The sequence below is a fragment of the Bradyrhizobium sp. CCGUVB4N genome, from assembly GCF_024199945.1.
In the GTDB taxonomy this organism is placed as follows: Bacteria; Pseudomonadota; Alphaproteobacteria; order Rhizobiales; family Xanthobacteraceae; genus Bradyrhizobium.
The window spans coordinates 8,274,072-8,291,018 of sequence record NZ_JANADP010000001.1 but is presented as its reverse complement, the minus strand read 5'-3'; the positions used below and the strand labels follow the sequence as shown (position 1 = coordinate 8,291,018).

The 16,947-nt window shown below is 64.7% G+C and carries 16 protein-coding genes; 2 read left to right on the top strand and 14 right to left on the bottom strand.

Annotated elements, in window-relative coordinates:
* Positions 1-9 precede the first annotated feature (9 nt).
* Positions 10-3,018: an isoleucine--tRNA ligase gene (gene ileS, locus NLM31_RS38660; protein ID WP_254195634.1), complete on the bottom strand. Its 3,009-nt coding sequence runs from the start codon at positions 3,016-3,018 to the stop codon at positions 10-12.
* Between the two features lie 231 nt (positions 3,019-3,249).
* Positions 3,250-4,221, bottom strand: coding sequence for a bifunctional riboflavin kinase/FAD synthetase (locus tag NLM31_RS38655; protein WP_254195633.1), 972 nt, complete (start codon positions 4,219-4,221; stop codon positions 3,250-3,252).
* A gap of 229 nt (positions 4,222-4,450) precedes the next feature.
* Between NLM31_RS38655 and NLM31_RS38650 the strand changes: the two genes are divergently transcribed.
* On the top strand, positions 4,451-4,846 hold the full coding sequence (locus tag NLM31_RS38650; RefSeq protein ID WP_007596883.1) for a response regulator: 396 nt from the start codon (positions 4,451-4,453) through the stop codon (positions 4,844-4,846).
* Between the two features lie 172 nt (positions 4,847-5,018).
* Here NLM31_RS38650 and NLM31_RS38645 read toward each other — a convergent pair whose 3' ends face one another.
* From NLM31_RS38645 to uvrC, 9 genes are all read right to left on the bottom strand, one after another.
* Entirely contained in the window at positions 5,019-5,873 is an 855-nt protein-coding gene (locus tag NLM31_RS38645; RefSeq protein WP_254134405.1) for a TIGR01459 family HAD-type hydrolase, read from the bottom strand.
* A 15-nt stretch (positions 5,874-5,888) separates the two neighbouring features.
* Entirely contained in the window at positions 5,889-7,370 is a 1,482-nt protein-coding gene (locus tag NLM31_RS38640; protein WP_254195632.1) for an EAL domain-containing protein, read from the bottom strand.
* Between the two features lie 151 nt (positions 7,371-7,521).
* A complete protein-coding gene (locus tag NLM31_RS38635; RefSeq protein WP_254195631.1) occupies positions 7,522-8,652 on the bottom strand; it encodes a YihY/virulence factor BrkB family protein in 1,131 nt (376 codons plus the stop codon).
* 1 nt (position 8,653) lies between these two features.
* A complete protein-coding gene (locus NLM31_RS38630) occupies positions 8,654-9,241 on the bottom strand; it encodes a phage holin family protein (protein ID WP_254195630.1) in 588 nt (195 codons plus the stop codon).
* 90 nt (positions 9,242-9,331) lie between these two features.
* On the bottom strand, positions 9,332-10,291 hold the full coding sequence (gene prmB / locus NLM31_RS38625) for a 50S ribosomal protein L3 N(5)-glutamine methyltransferase (RefSeq protein ID WP_254195629.1): 960 nt from the start codon (positions 10,289-10,291) through the stop codon (positions 9,332-9,334).
* Positions 10,291-10,773 carry a molybdenum cofactor biosynthesis protein MoaE gene (locus NLM31_RS38620; RefSeq protein ID WP_254195628.1) on the bottom strand — a complete coding sequence of 161 codons (483 nt, stop codon included), beginning with the start codon at positions 10,771-10,773 and terminating at the stop codon, positions 10,291-10,293. Before NLM31_RS38620 ends, prmB begins: the two co-directional genes overlap by 1 nt.
* A 3-nt stretch (positions 10,774-10,776) precedes the next feature.
* The gene (moaD, locus tag NLM31_RS38615) at positions 10,777-11,028 is read right to left on the bottom strand and encodes a molybdopterin converting factor subunit 1 (protein WP_254195627.1); all 252 of its coding nucleotides are present in this window, start codon (positions 11,026-11,028) and stop codon (positions 10,777-10,779) included.
* Positions 11,025-11,642 (bottom strand): CDP-diacylglycerol--glycerol-3-phosphate 3-phosphatidyltransferase, encoded by a 618-nt coding sequence (gene pgsA, locus NLM31_RS38610; RefSeq protein ID WP_254134398.1) that lies wholly within the window; start codon positions 11,640-11,642, stop codon positions 11,025-11,027. Before pgsA ends, moaD begins: the two co-directional genes overlap by 4 nt.
* Positions 11,643-11,736: 94 nt before the next feature.
* Positions 11,737-13,809: an excinuclease ABC subunit UvrC gene (uvrC, locus tag NLM31_RS38605; protein WP_254195626.1), complete on the bottom strand. Its 2,073-nt coding sequence runs from the start codon at positions 13,807-13,809 to the stop codon at positions 11,737-11,739.
* Between the two features lie 252 nt (positions 13,810-14,061).
* Here uvrC and NLM31_RS38600 point away from each other — a divergent pair, with 252 nt between their 5' ends.
* A complete protein-coding gene (locus NLM31_RS38600) occupies positions 14,062-14,685 on the top strand; it encodes an outer membrane protein (RefSeq protein WP_254134396.1) in 624 nt (207 codons plus the stop codon).
* Between the two features lie 87 nt (positions 14,686-14,772).
* Here NLM31_RS38600 and NLM31_RS38595 read toward each other — a convergent pair whose 3' ends face one another.
* From NLM31_RS38595 to NLM31_RS38585, 3 genes are all read right to left on the bottom strand, one after another.
* Positions 14,773-14,988, bottom strand: a complete 216-nt coding sequence (locus tag NLM31_RS38595; RefSeq protein WP_027534220.1) for a cold-shock protein — start codon at positions 14,986-14,988, stop codon at positions 14,773-14,775.
* 252 nt (positions 14,989-15,240) lie between these two features.
* Complete coding sequence (locus NLM31_RS38590; protein ID WP_254134395.1) at positions 15,241-16,101, bottom strand: 23S rRNA (adenine(2030)-N(6))-methyltransferase RlmJ; 861 nt, start codon at positions 16,099-16,101, stop codon at positions 15,241-15,243.
* Positions 16,102-16,155: 54 nt separating this feature from the next.
* Positions 16,156-16,869: a ribonuclease T2 gene (locus NLM31_RS38585; RefSeq protein WP_254195625.1), complete on the bottom strand. Its 714-nt coding sequence runs from the start codon at positions 16,867-16,869 to the stop codon at positions 16,156-16,158.
* Positions 16,870-16,947: the final 78 nt, after the last annotated feature.

Below are 16,947 nucleotides of genomic sequence, written 5' to 3'. Positions count from 1 at the left end.
GCAGGCCGATCAGACGCTCACGCCCAACGCCTTCCATTCGCGCAGCGCCTTGGCATCACGCGGGGTGACGTCGGGATACTCAGGGTCTTCACCCACGGTCGGCGAGATCTTCCAGGAGCGGGCGCATTTGGTGCCGACGGCCTTCTCCACCACGACCGCGACGCCGGGCACGGCATCGAGACGGAATGCAGAGGCCGGCGCCTCGCCCTCACGCACCTCGTAGTCCGAGGTGATGCAGATCTCGGCGAGATCGGTGTCGAACAACGTCGCCAGCATGTCGCGGTCGGCGACATAGATCACCGGCGAGGCCTCGAGCGAGGAGCCGATGTTCTTGGCGGCACGTTCGAGCTCCAGCGCGCCGGTGACGACGCGGCGGACGTTGCGGATGCTCTCCCACTTCGCGGCGAGCTTGTCGTCGCGAAGCTTTTCGAGACCTTCCGGGAACAGCGTCAGATGCACCGATGCTTCGGCGTCCGGCCTGTACATCCGCCAGCCTTCCTCGGCGGTGAAGCTCAGGACCGGCGCCAGCCATTTCAGGATCGAGTTGCACAGCAGGTCGATCGTGGTCAGCGCCGCCTTGCGCGTCAGCGAGGACGGCGGATCGCAATAGAGCGTGTCCTTGCGGATGTCGAAATAGAACGCCGAGAGCTCGCTGTTCAGGAAGGCGGACAGCGTTGCGACCACGTTCTTGAAGTCGAACGTCTCATAGGCCTTGCGGACCAATTCGGCGCGGAGCGCAAGCTCGTGCAGCATCAGCCGCTCGAGCTCGGGCATCTCGGCGGGCGCGATCGCGTCGGCCGGCTTGTAGTGATGCAGCGTGCCGAGCATCCAGCGCACGGTGTTGCGCAGCTTGCGATAGGTCTCGACCGTATTCTTCAGGATCTCGGGGCCGATGCGCTGATCGTCAGTATAGTCGCAGGACGCGACCCAGAGCCTCAGGATGTCGGCGCCGGATTCCTTGATGACGGACTGCGGCTCGATGGTGTTGCCGAGCGACTTCGACATCTTGCGGCCGTCCTCGGCCTGGGTGAAGCCGTGGGTCAGCACGATGTCATAGGGCGCGCGACCGCGGGTGCCGCAGCTTTCCAGCAGCGAAGAGTGGAACCAGCCGCGATGCTGGTCCGAGCCTTCGAGGTACATCACGGTGTCGGTGCCGCCGTCGACCTTGCGCTTGATGCCGGCGAGGCCGGGGAATTGCACGGGGTCTTCAAGCACGAAGGCGTGCGTCGAACCGGAATCGAACCAGACGTCGAGAATGTCGTCGACCTTCTGCCAGTTCTCGCCGGCATGCGGTCCGAGGAAGCGCTCGCGCGCGCCCGTGGCGTACCAGGCATCCGCGCCTTCCTTTTCGAAGGCGTCGCCGATACGGGTGTTGACGGCCTCGTCCTGGAGGATCTCGGCGGAGCCGTCGCCCTTCTCGCGGACGAACACGGCGATCGGCACGCCCCAGGCGCGCTGGCGCGAGATCACCCAGTCGGGGCGCGCCTCGATCATGCCATTGATGCGGTTCTCGCCTGACGGCGGAACCCATTGCGTCACCGAGATCGCGTGCAGCGCGCGGGCGCGCAGCGTGTCGCCGCTCTTCGCCTTGCCGTTGGCCGCGATGTCCTTGTCCATCGCGATGAACCATTGCGGCGTGTTGCGGAAGATCACCGGCTTCTTCGAGCGCCAGGAATGCGGATATTGGTGCTTGAGCCGGCCGCGCGCGAGCAGCATGCCCTTGTCGACGAGCGCCTTGATCACGGCCTCGTTGGCGTCACCCTTCTCACCCTTGTCGTTGATGACGCGCTTGCCCGCAAAACCCGGCGCGTGGTCGGTATAGGCGCCGTTCTCGTCGACGGTGTAGGGGATCGCGCTGTTGATGCCGCGGGCATCGAGCTCGCGGGTATTCACCGTCCAGACGTCGAAGTCTTCGCGGCCATGGCTGGGCGCGGTGTGGACGAAGCCGGTGCCGGTGTCGTCGGTGACATGGTCGCCGGACAGCAGCGGCACGATGAAGTCATAGCCGCCGGCGAGGCCCTTCAGCGGATGGGCGCATTCGATCGCGTCCATGGTGTCGCCGGGGATGTCGCGCACCTTCTCGAAGGCAGTGACACGTGCTTGCTTGAAAACCTCTGCGGCGAGCGCATCGGCGAGGATCAGCAGATCGCCGGTCTTGGCCCAATTATCCGCCGGAGCGTCCGTCACCTTGTAGAGGCCATAGGCGATCTTCGGCGAGAACGAGATCGCGCGGTTGCCGGGCAAGGTCCAGGGTGTGGTGGTCCAGATCACGACGCTGGCCGAGGCCAGCGCGCCATGCGCCGGCGAGGTGACCGGGAATTTCACCCAGACCATGTCGGAGGTGTAGTCCTCGTACTCGACCTCGGCTTCGGCGAGCGCGGTTTTCTCGACCACGCTCCACATCACCGGCTTGGAGCCGCGATACAGCGTGCCGTTGGCGGCGAACTTCATCAGCTCGCGCGCGATCTGGGCTTCGGCCGGATAGTTCATGGTGGCGTAGGGATGAGCCCAGTCGCCGATCACGCCGAGACGCTTGAACTCCTCGCGCTGCACGTTGAGCCAGTGCGTGGCATAGGCGCGGCACTCCTTGCGGAAGTCGATCATCGCGGTTGAGTCGCGGAAGTCGGGCTTCTGCTTGCCCTTCTTGCGATAGTGCTCTTCCTCGACCTTCCACTCGATCGGCAGACCGTGGCAGTCCCAGCCGGGCACGTAGTTGGAATCGAAGCCCAGCATCTGCTGGCTCTTGGTGACGAGATCCTTGAGGATCTTGTTCAGCGCCGTGCCGATGTGGATGTTGCCGTTGGCATAGGGCGGTCCGTCGTGCAGCACGAACTTGTCGCGGCCCTTCGCGTTCTCGCGCAGCTTTTCGTAGAGGCCGATCTCGTACCAGCGCTTGAGGATTTCCGGCTCGCGCTGCGGCAGGCCGGCGCGCATCGGGAATTCGGTCTGCGGCAGGAACAGGGTCTTCGAATAGTCTTTGGCTTCAGACTTTTGGGACTTCTGCGGCTTTTCGGACATGAGGCTGACTGGCTCGGAATGGCGCGGGAACGGATGGCGATGCGGAATCGCGGGGTGAAACGACAAAATCCCGGTCTTGCGCCGAGCCGAAGGCTCAGGCGGAAGCCGGGCCGCTAATCCCTATGATGCGCCGCGCAAACATGGGCTCTCCATAGCAGGGGGCCAAGGGAAGCGCAAAAGGGGAAGCGCAAAAGGGAAGCGCAAAGGTCCTGCCGGCCGGCTCGGGCCCCCTCAATCGACGGTCCCGAGCTGCGGAAAAGCGTCCGGGGCGGCGGCCAGGATGGCGCGGGCGCGGGCGGAATCGTCGTCCATCTGGCGGATCAGGGCTTCAATATCGTTGAATTTCAGCTCCTCGCGGATGAAGCCGACAAAGGCGCAGTCCAGCGCCTGCCCGTAAAGGTCGCCCTTGAAGTCGAACAGGAAGATTTCGAGCAGCGGCGCGCCATCATCAAAGGTCGGCCGGCGGCCGAAGCTCGCCACCCCGTTCAGACGCTCGGGCCCGCGGCCGACCCGCACGGCATAGATGCCATGCTTCAGGCCGCAATTGGCGTCGAGCCGGATGTTGGCGGTGGGATAGCCGAGGTCGCGGCCGCGCTTCTCGCCATGAATGACCTCGCCGGTGATGAACCAGGGCGCGCCCAGCATGGTGGTGGCCTCGTCGATGAGCCCCTCGGCGAGGGCGATCCGGATCGCACTGGAGGAGACCGGCCGCTCGTCGATATCGACATGCGGCTGTACATCGACCTCGATGCCCAGCCGGGGGGCCTCGTTGACCAAAAGGCCGGGCGAGCCGACGCGTCCTTTGCCGAAATGGAAGTCGTAGCCGACCGCGATCCCGCTGACGCCGAGGCGCTCGATCAGGTCATGGTGAATGAAGTCCTGCGCACTGGTGCCGGCGCGGGCCTTGTCGAAGGTCATGACCACGGCACCGGCAAGCCCGGTCCCGGCCAGAAGCCGCAGCTTGGCGCGTTCGTCCGTCAGGCGGAATTGCGGGGTGTTGGGACTGAAAAACCGGCGCGGATGCGGTTCGAAGGTCAGCGCCAGCGCAGGGCGGCCATGCAGTCGGCCCATTTCCAGGGCGGCTGCAATGACGGCCCGGTGGCCGAGATGGACCCCGTCGAAATTGCCCATGGCGACCACCGCCCCCTTCAGGATGGCGGAATCCGGCGTGGTATCGCGGATAACGGTAAATTGCGGGGCCATCAGGGGAATTCTCGAGCCGGCGGGACCGGCCGGGACCGTGGCGTGACCCGGCCGATGAAGTCAAGCGGGAGGGGTGGTCGCGCTGAACACGATTCAATCTTTCGAAGGCCGCCCCGATTAACGCGCTGTTTAAAGCCTTGGTGCTAGTCCTTGAAACGTGGAACTGCGGGGCGCCGTCCCGTCAGGTCCGATCGTAAATATTTCCTGGGTATGCGTTGGGGGAGTCGAGATGGCGGTTGATTTGTCGATGTCGGTTCTGGTGGTGGATGACTACAGCACCATGATCCGTATCATCCGGAATCTGCTGAAGCAGCTTGGCTTCGAGAATATCGATGATGCCAGCGACGGTTCGGCGGCGCTGAACAAGATGCGCGGCAAGAAGTATGGGCTCGTGATTTCCGACTGGAACATGGAGCCGATGACGGGTTACGACCTGCTGCGCGAAGTGCGGGCAGATCCCAACCTCGCCACCACGCCCTTCATCATGATCACGGCGGAATCGAAGACCGAGAACGTGATCGCGGCCAAGAAGGCCGGCGTGAACAACTACATCGTCAAGCCGTTCAATGCGGCGACGCTGAAGACCAAGATCGAGGCGGTCTTCCCGGACATGGCGAGCGCGTAAGCGCGCTTCGAGGCCGGACAAACAATCTTCCAATAGGATCGTCATGCCCGGGCTTGTCCCGGGCATCCACGTTGTTGGGGTCTGCGAGAGAAGGCGTGAATGGCCGGGTCAAGCCCGGCCACGTCGGCACTCGGCAATTCGTCTAAGCCGGCCCCACGTCAGGCCGCTTTGATCACCACTTCAATTCGCGCATCAGCGCCTTCGGCGGGTGACCGAACAATTCCGTCACTGACTTGGGATCGAGCTGGTCGAGGCCCTCGAACTCCTCGGCATGGATGCCGCGGGTGACGAACAGGCAGTCGATGCCGAATTCACGCGCGCCGGTCAGGTCGGTGCGGACGGAATCGCCGATCGCCAGCACCTTTTTCCGGTCGATCGGGTGGCCCTGGCGTTCGCCGGCCAGACGCATCGCGCGCTCGTAGATCGGCCGGTGCGGCTTGCCGTAGAAGATCACCTCGCCGCCAAGCTCGCGATACAGCTCGGCAATCGCGCCGGCGCAATAGATCAGCCGGTCGCCGCGCTCGACCACGATGTCGGGGTTGGCGCAGACCAGCGTCAGCTTGCGCTCGCGCGCCTTCAGCATCATGCCGCGATAATCCTCCGCGGTCTCGGTCTCGTCGTCATAGAGGCCGGTGCAGACGATGTAGTCGGCCTCTTCCAGCGGCGCGGTCTTTGCATCGAGGCCGCGATAGATCGAATTGTCGCGCTCGGGGCCGAGCCAGAACATTTTTCGGCCGGGGTGCTCGGCGACATAGAGTCGCGTCAGATCGCCGGAGGAGACGATCGCGTCATAGGTCTCATCGGCGACGCCGAGCTTGCGCAATTGCCGCTGCACGGAGTCGGCCGGGCGCGGCGCGTTGGTGATCAGGATCACCGTACCGCCACGGCTGCGATAGGTGTGCAGCGCCTCGCAGGCCTCGGGGAAGGATTCCAGCCCGTTATGGACGACGCCCCAGATGTCGCTGAGCACGACGTCGACCCCGCCCACGAGTTCGCGCAGGCTTTGGGCGAAATGCAGCGTGGTCATGATGCGTGAGGCCGATCAGATGCGGCGCGCCAGCGCCGCGTTGCCGGTGATGCGCTGTGACGGGGTGGCAGGCGTCGCGGCTGATGTTGGGCTTGCGCTGGGTGTACCGGAACCATTGGATCCCTGAATGTCCTGCGTCGGGTTCGACGCGGCTCCGCCGGTAGCAGATGCCCCCTCGGGCCGCAATGGCCGGGGCGGCGCGAACAGAAAGCCCTGGCCGAAGCGCACGTCATAGTCGAGCAAGTCGACCACTGCGCGCTCGCCCTCGATCCGTTCAGCAATCAAATCGATGCCGAAGCGGCCGAGCAGGTCGGACAGGTCGGAGGGATGAATGTCCGAAGTCGAGGCCTGCCTCGGGTCGAGCAGCAGCGAGGCCGGGACCTTGATGAAGCGCACGCCGCGGTCGGCGAGCTCGCGCGGCTCGATCCGCAAGTCGGTGACATGGTCGATCGAGAAGCGGAAGCCGCGCTGCGCGAGGGCCGCGAGATTCTCGGTCTCTGCAGGGCCGAGGCCGCGGAAGGTCGACTGCTTGAACTCCAGCACCAGCGATGGCGCGAGCGCCCGGTTGGCCTCGAGGAAGTCGAGGCATTGCGCGAAGGTGGTGGAATTGCCGAGGGTCGAGGCCGCGACGTTACAGAACACGCCGACATCCTTGTTGCGCACCATCAGCCGGCGCAGCACCTGGACACAGCGCAGCAACACCATGTTGTCGATGCGTCCGATCAGCCCGGAGGCCTCGGCGATGCTGATGAACTCTTCTGCGGCAATCAGCTGGTCGCGCTCGTCGCGCACCCGGGTCACGGCCTCGTAGAAGCGGACCTTGCGCTGCGGCAGCGTCACCATCGGCTGGAGGAAGATGTCGATGCGGTTCTCGTCGATGGCATTGCGCAACGTCGCCAGCATCTGGGTCTGGTTGCGGCCGTTGGCCGTCGAAACGGCACTGGCGGTCTGGGTCTGGACGGCCGGCGGGGTCGGCCGCGGCGGCGGCGCGGGAAGCGGGGGAGGAGCGGCCGGCCGCTCCTCGAAGGGGGCAATCAGGTCGACCGGCGCTTCCGGCTCCAATCTGGCGACCGCAGCGGGGGCCGGCGCGTGACCGGCCAGCAGGTCCTCATGGGTCGACACGGTGGCGGCAAGCTGCCTGACCAGCCCGCCGAGCTCGTTGATCTCGCCGACCACCGACTGCACACGATCGGAATTGGTCGAATTGGACGAGGCGATGCGGCCCTCCATCGCGGCGAGCCGGCGGCCGAACTCGGCGACCTGGCGGGCGAGGTCGGCGGTGCCGCGCGACAGGTCGGCGATCTGGCCGCCGACGTCGCTGCGGTCGCGCAACCGCATCGAGACTGCGTTGTAGAGGATCAGGAAGGTCAGCGCGGTCAGCGCCACGATCGCGGATTCGGTTCCGCTGATGCCGGCGACCGCGTAGAGCACGAGCCCGAGCGAGGCCGCGACCAGAACCATGCAGATGGCGATGAAAATCGTCGAAATGCGAATCATGTCGCGCGTTACGCCTCAAGAGCTGGCTGCCTCACCCGGGAAAACACGGGCTGCAAATCGCACCCGTCACGCCTCATGCTCCCCAAGCATGCGCAACCCTAACATCATTGTTGATTCGGGGGGATAGCGACCGAGGGCGGCGAGCGCCGAGTCAAGACGGTGCGGCGGCGCCGACCGTGTCGGCCGAAACGGCGTCGCGGCTGCCGAGCGGCTTGGGCCGACCGGTGGTCGTATCCCGCAAGGTCTGCCGTTCGACCTCCGAATTGAGCTCCGCGCCGAACATGATGACGATCGCCGACATCCACATCCACGTCATCAGACCGATCGCCGCCCCAAGCGAGCCGTAGGTCGCGTTGTAATTGGCAAACGCCGAGAGATACCAGGACAGCAGCGCCGAGCCGGCGATCCAGAGCAGGGCGGCCGTCACCGCGCCGATGCTCAGCCATTGCCAGCGCGGCGCATCGCGGCTGGGCGCGAAGCGGTAGAGGACGGCGAGCGCCGCCAGCAGGATGACCAGCAACAGCGGCCAGCGCGCCAGCGCGGCGATCAGCTTGCTCTCGGGCGCAATGCCGAGGTGATCGAGCGCAAGCGGGAACGCGACCACGGCGGCCACCATCAGCAGGAGCGCGACAATTCCGCCGACCGTGAAGGACAGGGAAATCAGGTTCAGCTTGATGAAGCCGCGCTTCTCACGCTCCTCGTAGGCGACGTTGAGGGCGTCGAAGATGGATTTGACGCCGGCATTGGCACTCCAGATTGCGAGCACCAGGCCGAACACGAAAGTCGCCCCCAGCGCCGTGTTGCCTTTCGAAACCACGCGCGCGACCTGATCCTCGACGATCTGGAACGTGCCCTGGGGCAGCATCATCGCGAGCGTCTGCAGATTGTCACTGATGGTCGAGGGATCGGCGAACAGCCCGTAGGACGAGACGAGCGCGGTCACCGCGGGAAAAATCGCGAGCAGACCGAAGAAGACGACGCCCCCTGCGGTCGCCAGCAGGCGATCGTCGTCGATGCGTTGATAGGTGCGCCAGAGGATGTCCTTCCAGCCCGACCAGGGAATCGCAAACGGGCTTATCGAGCGGCGGCCGTGGCCGGGCTGCATGGCTGCGTTTGCGGGACTCGTTTCCGGCGAATTCGCTTCGTTGTTGCGATGATCCTGTGGCGGTCCCGGCCGGACGAGCCCCGATTCCTGAAAGTAGCGCTCCGCGGTGAGGACGAAAACTGCCGTGGCGGCGACCAGCAACCAGGAGTCGAGCTGCTCGCTGTGCCGCACACGCATGTCAGGCGTCCAGTCTGTGACCGTGGCGTCGCCTGCGCGCGGCTGTGAAGCCCAGCAATCCGATCGCGGCAAGCATCAGGCCAAGCTGCACGGGGCGGTTGGTCCGAGCCGGGAAGGTCTTGCCGTCCCGGCCGCGTTCGCCCGGCGCGAGCGGTACCAATGGGATCGTCGTCGCGACCTCCTTGACCGCCTGCTTGACCGTCCCGCGCGGGATCCGCGGCGTGGCGATCGCCACGCGCATGCGGCTGGCGAGCGGCACGATCGGTCGTGTGCGGCGGTTCATCTGGGCCATGGCAATCCCGGCGCAGGCTGCGGCCAGCACCAGCAGCACGGCCGCAACGGCACCAAAGCCCCAGAATTGTCCGTAGGTGATGGCGATCCAGCGGTAGAGCGCGATCAGGCCGACAAAGAAGGCCGCAATCAGGAACAGTCCGGCCACCGCGAACAGTCCCGCAGCGACCGCGTAGGACGTCACGCGCCCGGTGGTCTGGCTGGTGCGGTCACGCAGATAGGACTGCGCCGCGCGCTTGAGATGGTTGAGTTTCAGCGCCATGCCGGCGCGCAGCAATTCGCCCGATGGCGCGAGCATGCGGACATCCTCCGAGAGCGAGACATTGGTCGGGGGATGAACGTGGCGGAATTTGACTTGTTCCGCCGGAGCGGGCCGGCGCGTGGCGGATCAGCCGAGATCGGCTGCCGCGATCCAGAACACCTCGCCCTCGGAATCTTCCGTGTCGAGCCAGAGCAGCGGCAGTTCCGGAAAGGCCTCGTCGACCAGCTCGCGGCCGCGGCCGATCTCGCAAAGCAGGCCGCCATCGGGAGTGAGATGGTTGGGCGCTTCGTGCAGGATACGGCGGACCACGTCGAGGCCGTCCAGGCCGCCGTCGAAGGCAAGCTTCGGCTCGGCCCGGCATTCCGGCGGCAAGGCCGCCATGCCTTCCGCGTCGACGTAGGGCGGGTTGGTGATGATCAGATCATATTTGTTGGCGCCGAGCGGCGCGAACAGATCGCCCCGATGCAGCGTGATCCGCTCTTCCAGCCCATGTTCCCCGACGTTGCGCGCGGCGACTTCGAGCGCGCCCTTGGAGATGTCGACGGCATCGACCATGGCATTCGGGAAATGATAGGCGCCGAGGATCGCAAGACATCCCGATCCCGTGCAGAGATCGAGCACGCGCTCGACGGCCGTGGGATCGTCGATCAGCGACCCCGCTTCGCCGTCGCCGCCGAAATGCGAATCCAGCAGCTCGCCGATGAAGGAGCGCGGAACGATGACGCGCTCGTCGACATAGAAGGGCAGGCCGCGCATATAGATCTTGTTGACGAGATAGGCCGTCGGTTTGCGTGTGGTCACGCGCCGATGGATCAGGTCGAGCAAGGTCTTGCCTTCCGCGGCGGTGACGCGGGCATGCGCAAAGCTCTCGAACTGATCGGGATGCAGGTGCAGGGCCTCGCAGACCAGGAAGGCGGCTTCGGCGACCGGATCGGTCGTGCCGTGGGCGAAGGCGAGTTTCGCCTCGACGAAACGGCTGACCGCATAGCGGACGAAATCGAGCAGCGTCAGCAACTCGCCACGGCCGACCTTCGCGAGTTTCGGGGCGGCGCGGCTTCGCGCGGGCCTCTTGGATGCTTTTGCCATCAGGATTTGGTCCAGCGTGCGGCGGCCTCGTCGTCACGGGCGTGGGCCTCGACCCAGCCGGTGCCGGTGGCGCTCTCTTCCTTCTTCCAGAACGGTGCGCTGGTCTTGAGATAATCCATCAGGAACTCGGCCGCCTCGAACGCCGCCCTTCGGTGTTGCGAGGCGGTGAGCACCAGCACGATGTTCTGGCCGGGCATGAACCGCCCGACGCGATGGATGACCGTGACGCCGTTGAGCGGCCAGCGCGAAATGGCCTCGTCGACGTGGCGCTTGATTTCTTCCTCGGCCATATCAGGATAATGCTCGAGCGTGAGCGCCGCGATCTTCGAACTGTCCTCGTCGGCGCGACAGATGCCGGAGAAGCTGACGACCGCACCGATGTCGGTGCGGCTCGCGGTCAGGAGCGCGATCTCGCGCGCGATGTCGAAATCGTCTTCCTGGATGCGGATGGCAACGGGGCAGGTGGTGACGGGGGAAGTCATGGCCTAGCCGCCGGTCATCGGCGGGAAGAATGCGATCTCGCGGGCGCCCGCGATCGCGGCGTCGGCCTTGACGTGGGCGTGGTCGATCGCGGTGCGGATCACCGTCGGCTTCTCGAACGCATAGGCGTAAGCCTCGCTTTGACCGGATAGCCAGGCGATCAGCTCCTCGACGGTGCGCACCGTCGCGGGCGGCTCGATCGTCTCCTCGGCCTTGCCGACGCGCTCGCGCACCCAGGCGAAGTATTTTACCTTCATCCCTCATCCTCCTTGATGAGGTGATGGATGCCGGCGCGGAAATAGTCGTAGCCGGTGTACATGGTCAGGATCGCCGAGGCCCACAGCAGGATGAGGCCGATCAGCGAGACCATGGGGACGACCTCATCGCCGGCCGGGCCGGCGAGCAGGAAGCCGATGGCGACGAGCTGGACCGTGGTCTTCCATTTGGCGAGCTTGGTCACGGGCACGCTGACACGCAGCGCGGCGAGATATTCGCGCAGACCCGACACCAGGATCTCGCGGCACAGGATCACGATGGCGGCCCACAGCGACCAGCCATGGATGATCCCGTCGGCGGCCAGCATCAGCAGGCAGGAGGCGACCAGCAGCTTGTCGGCGATCGGGTCGAGCATCCGGCCGAACGCCGATTGCTGATTCCAGATCCGTGCGTAATAGCCGTCGAGATAATCCGTCACCGCAGCGCCGATAAAGATCGCGACCGCGACCCAGCGCAGCCACAGCGGGTAGTCCATGATGGACTGCGCATAGATGCATCCGACCACGACCGGGATCGCGGCGATCCGGCCATAGGTCAGGATGTTCGGGAGGGACATCGCGCGGCTGGTGGTCCCTCGTGTCGTGGCGATGTTCATCCGTCCTACCAATACCGCTCGAGCCTGAAGGTCAACCGTCCGTCCCCAATTGGGGTGCGGGATGCGACGACCATATGACTACAGCCCCTTTAGTTCACCCCGGCTGGGGATGGAAATAGTCGAATATCCTGCGGGCGCTCTCGGCGCTCACCCCAGGAACCTTGCCGAGATCGGCGATCGAGGCGCGTTCGATCTCCTTCAGGGTTCCGAAATGGTGCAGCAAGGCACGTTTGCGTGACGGGCCGATGCCAGGAATTTCCTGCAAACCGGCCTCGCGAATGTCCTTCTTGCGCAGCTTGCGGTGCGAGCCGATGACGAAGCGGTGGGCCTCGTCCCGCAGGCGCTGGATGAAATAGAGCACGGGGTCGCGCGGCTCCAGCTTGATCGCCTCGCGCTCCGGCATGAACAGGGTCTCGCGGCCGGCATCCCGGTCCGGCCCCTTGGCGACCGACATCAGCGACACCTGGGTCAGGCCGAGATTGGTGAAGATCTCCCGGACGGCGTTGAGCTGGCCGCGGCCGCCGTCGATGATGACGAGGTCGGGCCATTGCGGGAAGTCGTCGTCCTTGGCTTTGGCCGCGCCCTCTTCAGGTGGGTTGATCAGGCGCTTGAAGCGGCGCTCCAGCACCTCGCGCATCATGGCGAAGTCGTCGCCCGGCGTGATCCCTTCCGACTTGATGTTGAACTTGCGGTACTGGTTTTTGACGAAGCCATCGGGGCCTGCGACGATCATGGCGCCGACCGCATTGGTGCCCTGGATGTGGCTGTTGTCGTAGACCTCGATGCGCTTGGGCGCATGGGGCAGGCTCAGCGTCGTGGCCATGGCGTCGAGCAGGCGGCTCTGGGTCGCGGTATCCGCGAGCTTGCGGCCGAGCGCCTCGCGCGCATTGGTCAGCGCGTGGGTGACGAGCTCCTTCTTCTCGCCGCGCTTGGGCGCGACGACCTCGACCTTGTGGCCGGCCTTGATCGACAGCGCATTGGCGAGAAGCTCCATCTCCTCGATCTCGTGCGAGAGCAGGATGCTCTTCGGCGGCGGCTTGTCGTCGTAGAACTGGGCGAGGAAGGAGCCCAGCACTTCCTCCGGCGTGAAGGTCTTTTCCGCGCGCGGAAAATAGGCGCGGTTGCCCCAGTTCTGGCCGGTGCGGAAGAAGAACACTTCGACGCAGGAGAAGCCGCCTTCCTGATGGATGGCGAACACGTCGGCTTCTTCCACCGTGCGCGGATTGATGCCCTGCTGCGACTGGATCGCCGACAGCGCGGCGAGGCGATCACGATAGAGCGCGGCGCTCTCGAATTCGAGCTCGCCGGAGGCCTTCTCCATTTCGCCTGCGAGCTCCTGCTTCACCGCCTGGCTCTTGCCGGACAGGAAGTCGGTCGCCTCGCGCACCAGCGTGGTGTAGCCGGGAAAGTCGATCTCGCGGGTGCAGGGGCCGGCGCAACGGCGGATCTGGTAGAGCAGGCAGGGCCGGGTGCGGCTCTCGAAGAAGGAATCCGTGCAGGAGCGGATCAGGAATGCGCGCTGCAAGGCGGTGATGGTGCGGTTGACGGCGCCGGCGGAGGCGAACGGGCCGAAATAGCGCCCGGGGCGGGTCTGCGCGCCGCGATGCTTCAGGATCTGCGGTGCCCAATGGTCGCCGGTGATCAGGATGTAGGGAAACGATTTGTCGTCGCGGAGCTGCACGTTGAAGCGCGGCCGCAGCTGCTTGATGAGGTTGGCCTCCAGCAGCAGCGCCTCGGTCTCGGTCGTGGTCGAGACGATCTCCACGGTCACCGTGGCCGCGATCATGCGCAGGATGCGCGCCGGCAGCGGCGCACTCTGGCGCGCATAGTTGGACAGGCGCTTTTTGACGTTCTTGGCCTTGCCGACATAGAGCACGTCGGCATTCGCACTGAGCATGCGATAGACGCCGGGCGAGGTCGGCGCGAGGCGGACCGCGCGCTCGATCGCCTCGTGACCGGTTGCCAGCGGCTCTTCGCCGATCGCGCCGCTCTCTTCCAGGATATCCGGCAGCCGGCCGTCGTCCTCGTCATCGCCGCCGCTGGTGGCGGGATCGAGGTCGGGCGGCGCTGTCTCGTGCGAAGTCTCCTGGGGCGGGACGTCGGAGCTCGCAGCGCGCGGCGACTTGCGCGCGCGGTCGTCCGGATTGTCGGTGGAATCGTGAACCATGGTGCGAATTTAGGCGCTGGGGGAGCCGATTTGAAGTTCCGGCCGTGCCGCACGCACAGGATGGCGGCGCAGGTCCCGGTAACGCTTCCTTAAGTCTGTTAACAGCGCGGTAACGGGTCTTAACAGCCCTTTAACTTAAAACTCTCGATAAATCTTACGCGAAAAAGTGGTGGTTCCGTAACCATGCGGTCTGGCCTTGCGCGGCGGCGCGGGCATCGCGTCTGGTTGCGGCAAGTTGCGTTGGAGTGTGTGATGAAGAGGCTCGTTGTGGGCGCAGCCGCGTTGGTTGCAGCCGGCTGGACGGCGTCGGCAGAGGCCGCCGATCTCAGTTACGGGCAGCGTGCGCCCTATACCGTCAATCAGCCGCTCAATGGCTATAGCTGGGCCGGCCCGTATCTCGGCGCCAATCTCGGCTATGAATGGGGCTCGGTCAGCAACACGTCCGTAAAGCCCTCCGGCTTCGTCGGCGGCGTGCAGGCAGGCTACAATTTCCAGAACGGCCCGTGGGTGTTCGGCGTCGAGGGCGACATCCAGGCAGCCGGCGCCGACGATACTTTCGCGCCGTGGAAGTTCTCCAATCCCTGGTTCGGCACGCTGCGCGGTCGCGCCGGCTATGCCTTCAGCAACGTCCTGGTCTACGGCACCGCCGGCCTCGCTTTCGGCGAGCTGCGTGCGCAGACCTTCGGCTGGACGGAATCGCACACCACCGCCGGCTGGACCGCGGGCGTCGGCGCGGAAGTCGGCTTCGCGCCGAACTGGAGCGCGAAGCTCGAATATCTCTACATCGATCTGTCGTCGAGCCAGTTCGCAATTACAGGCGTGTCAAACGGCTATAGCGCCAGCGTTGTTCGCGCAGGCGTGAACTATCACTTCTGATAGCCAAATAAGAAAATACCGGACAACAGTCTCCCGGCCGCTCGCGGCCGGGACTTTTTTTGCGCCAGGTGTTTTGGGAAAGGTCCGCTACGAAAGGATCACGAGATTGACCGCCTTCGGCCCCTTCCCCTTCTTGTCCGGTTCGACTTCGAAAGTGATACGCTGTCCTTCGGCAAGGTCTTTTAGTCCCGCCCGCTCAACAGCGGTGATGTGAACGAATACATCGCGACCGCCGTCGTCCGGTTTGATAAAACCGTAGCCGCGCTCGCCGTTAAAAAACTTAACTGTTCCCGTATTGGCCATCGGGAAACTCCCCCTCATTGCTCCTCCGTCGCAACGCAGACACGCGTCGCGACATGACCGGGCATCACGAAGCCCGGGAGAGCTGGCCATCCTTGGGCAGACCCTTCGGTCCGACTGGATCTTTCTTAGGCCTTCACTCCGCCGCAACCATTCGCGGAAGCGGAACGTAAAGCCAGTCACGCAAATAGCATAATACGGTTCTTTGCAGATTGACTACCGCTACTGCATATTTTTCCCAAGAATGGCGGCAGCTTAGGGCTTGGGTACCTCTAATCGGAATCTGGCAGCTCCGCCCTGACCGAGCGGCATTTCCAGCTCGGGCAGGATCGTCTTGAGCTCGCTCTGCAGCGTGTAGGGCGGATTGACGATCAAGAGTCCGGTCGAGGTGAGGGCTGCGCCATCAAGCTGTGGTGCAACGCTGAACTCGAGCCGCAGACATTTTCCTGGAGTCTTTGCTGCAACTGCGGTCCGCGCCACGAGTTGCGCCAGCGTGTCGGTGGCGCGGCGGCTCTTGGCGGGATACCAGATTACATAGATACCGGTCGGCCATTTCGCGAAGGCGGTGGAGAAGGCCTCGCCCAACCGTTCGAACTCGTCTTTCGCCTCAAACGGCGGGTCAATCAGCACGAGCCCGCGCCGCTCCTTCGGCGGTACGAACGCCGGCAGCGCCATCCAGCCGTCGAGATCGACCACGCGGGCCTGTTCGTCGCGCCGCAACACGTCGATCAATGCCTTGCGTGCCTTCGGTTCGAGCTCGCAAGCGACGAGCCGGTCCTGCGGTCGCATCAAACCGCGCGCGATCAAGGGCGAGCCCGGATAGGCCTTGAGCTCGCCCTTCGGATTGAAGGCGCGAACGATGTCCATGTACGGCTTGGTCAGTGCGACTGTCTCGTTCGTGAGGCGCGCCTGCATCAGCCGCGCGATCCCCGTCAGCCATTCGCCGCTGCGGCGTGCCTCGTCGCTGTCGAGATCATAGAGACCCGCGCCCGCATGGGTGTCGATGACGCGGAAGGCGGCCGGCTTGTCCTGCAGATAGGTCAGGATGCGCGCCAGCACGATGTGCTTGATGACATCGGCGAAGTTGCCGGCGTGAAAGGCGTGGCGATAGTTCATGCGAAGAGCACTACGCCACGTGAGGGCCTGAGCAAAGAGCTACGACAGCCTGGGCTACCCACCCCTGACCGGCGGCATCGTCACCTGGTCACGGCGGCAGGCGCGACGTTCCATTTCCTCGCAGGCGCGGAATTGCAGATCCTTGCTGAGGCAGATGCGGACCTCGGAGAGCCGGGTGCGATTGCAGGTGACCGAGATGGCTGCATCGCTGAGGCCCGGATTGGCCTTGATGAAGGCCTCTTCCACCTCACCCGGCGCCACGGTCTTGGCTTGTGACAGGTCGAGATATTCGGCCGGAATCTTGATCGCGGCGCGTGCCTTGCGGATCGTCTCGAAATAATTGCGGCCGTCGAGCCCGGAGCACGTGCCGTGCTTGTCCCACTCGTTGAAGATCAGCCCCGGCGCCGGCATCAAATCGAGCATCGTGGAGACGATGTTGCGGTTCAGCCGCGGTGATGGCCGCTGGCAATATTCGGGGAAGCCGCTCTCATATTGCGGCCACAGCCCGTGCACCACGAAGGAATAGGGCCGGCCCTCACACTGGATATTCGACCGTCCGCCGCCGCGGCCGCGCTCGGCAGCCTCCGCGCAGAAGGACGGCGACCACGACAGCGACAGCACATAGAAATCGAATTCACCGGGCGCGTTTTGCCGCTTGTCCTGCGCGTTCGCGCCACCGGCCAGCGAGATCAGCCCGACGGCAAGAATCAGGGGCAGGGTCAGTGAGATCACAAGGCGGGAGAACGAATGCAATCTAAAATGAAACATGGCAACGCCCCTCAACTAGACTGTGCAACAAGCCTAGCAGGCAACAAGAACATTTCAAGAACAAAATTCGGGCGAAGG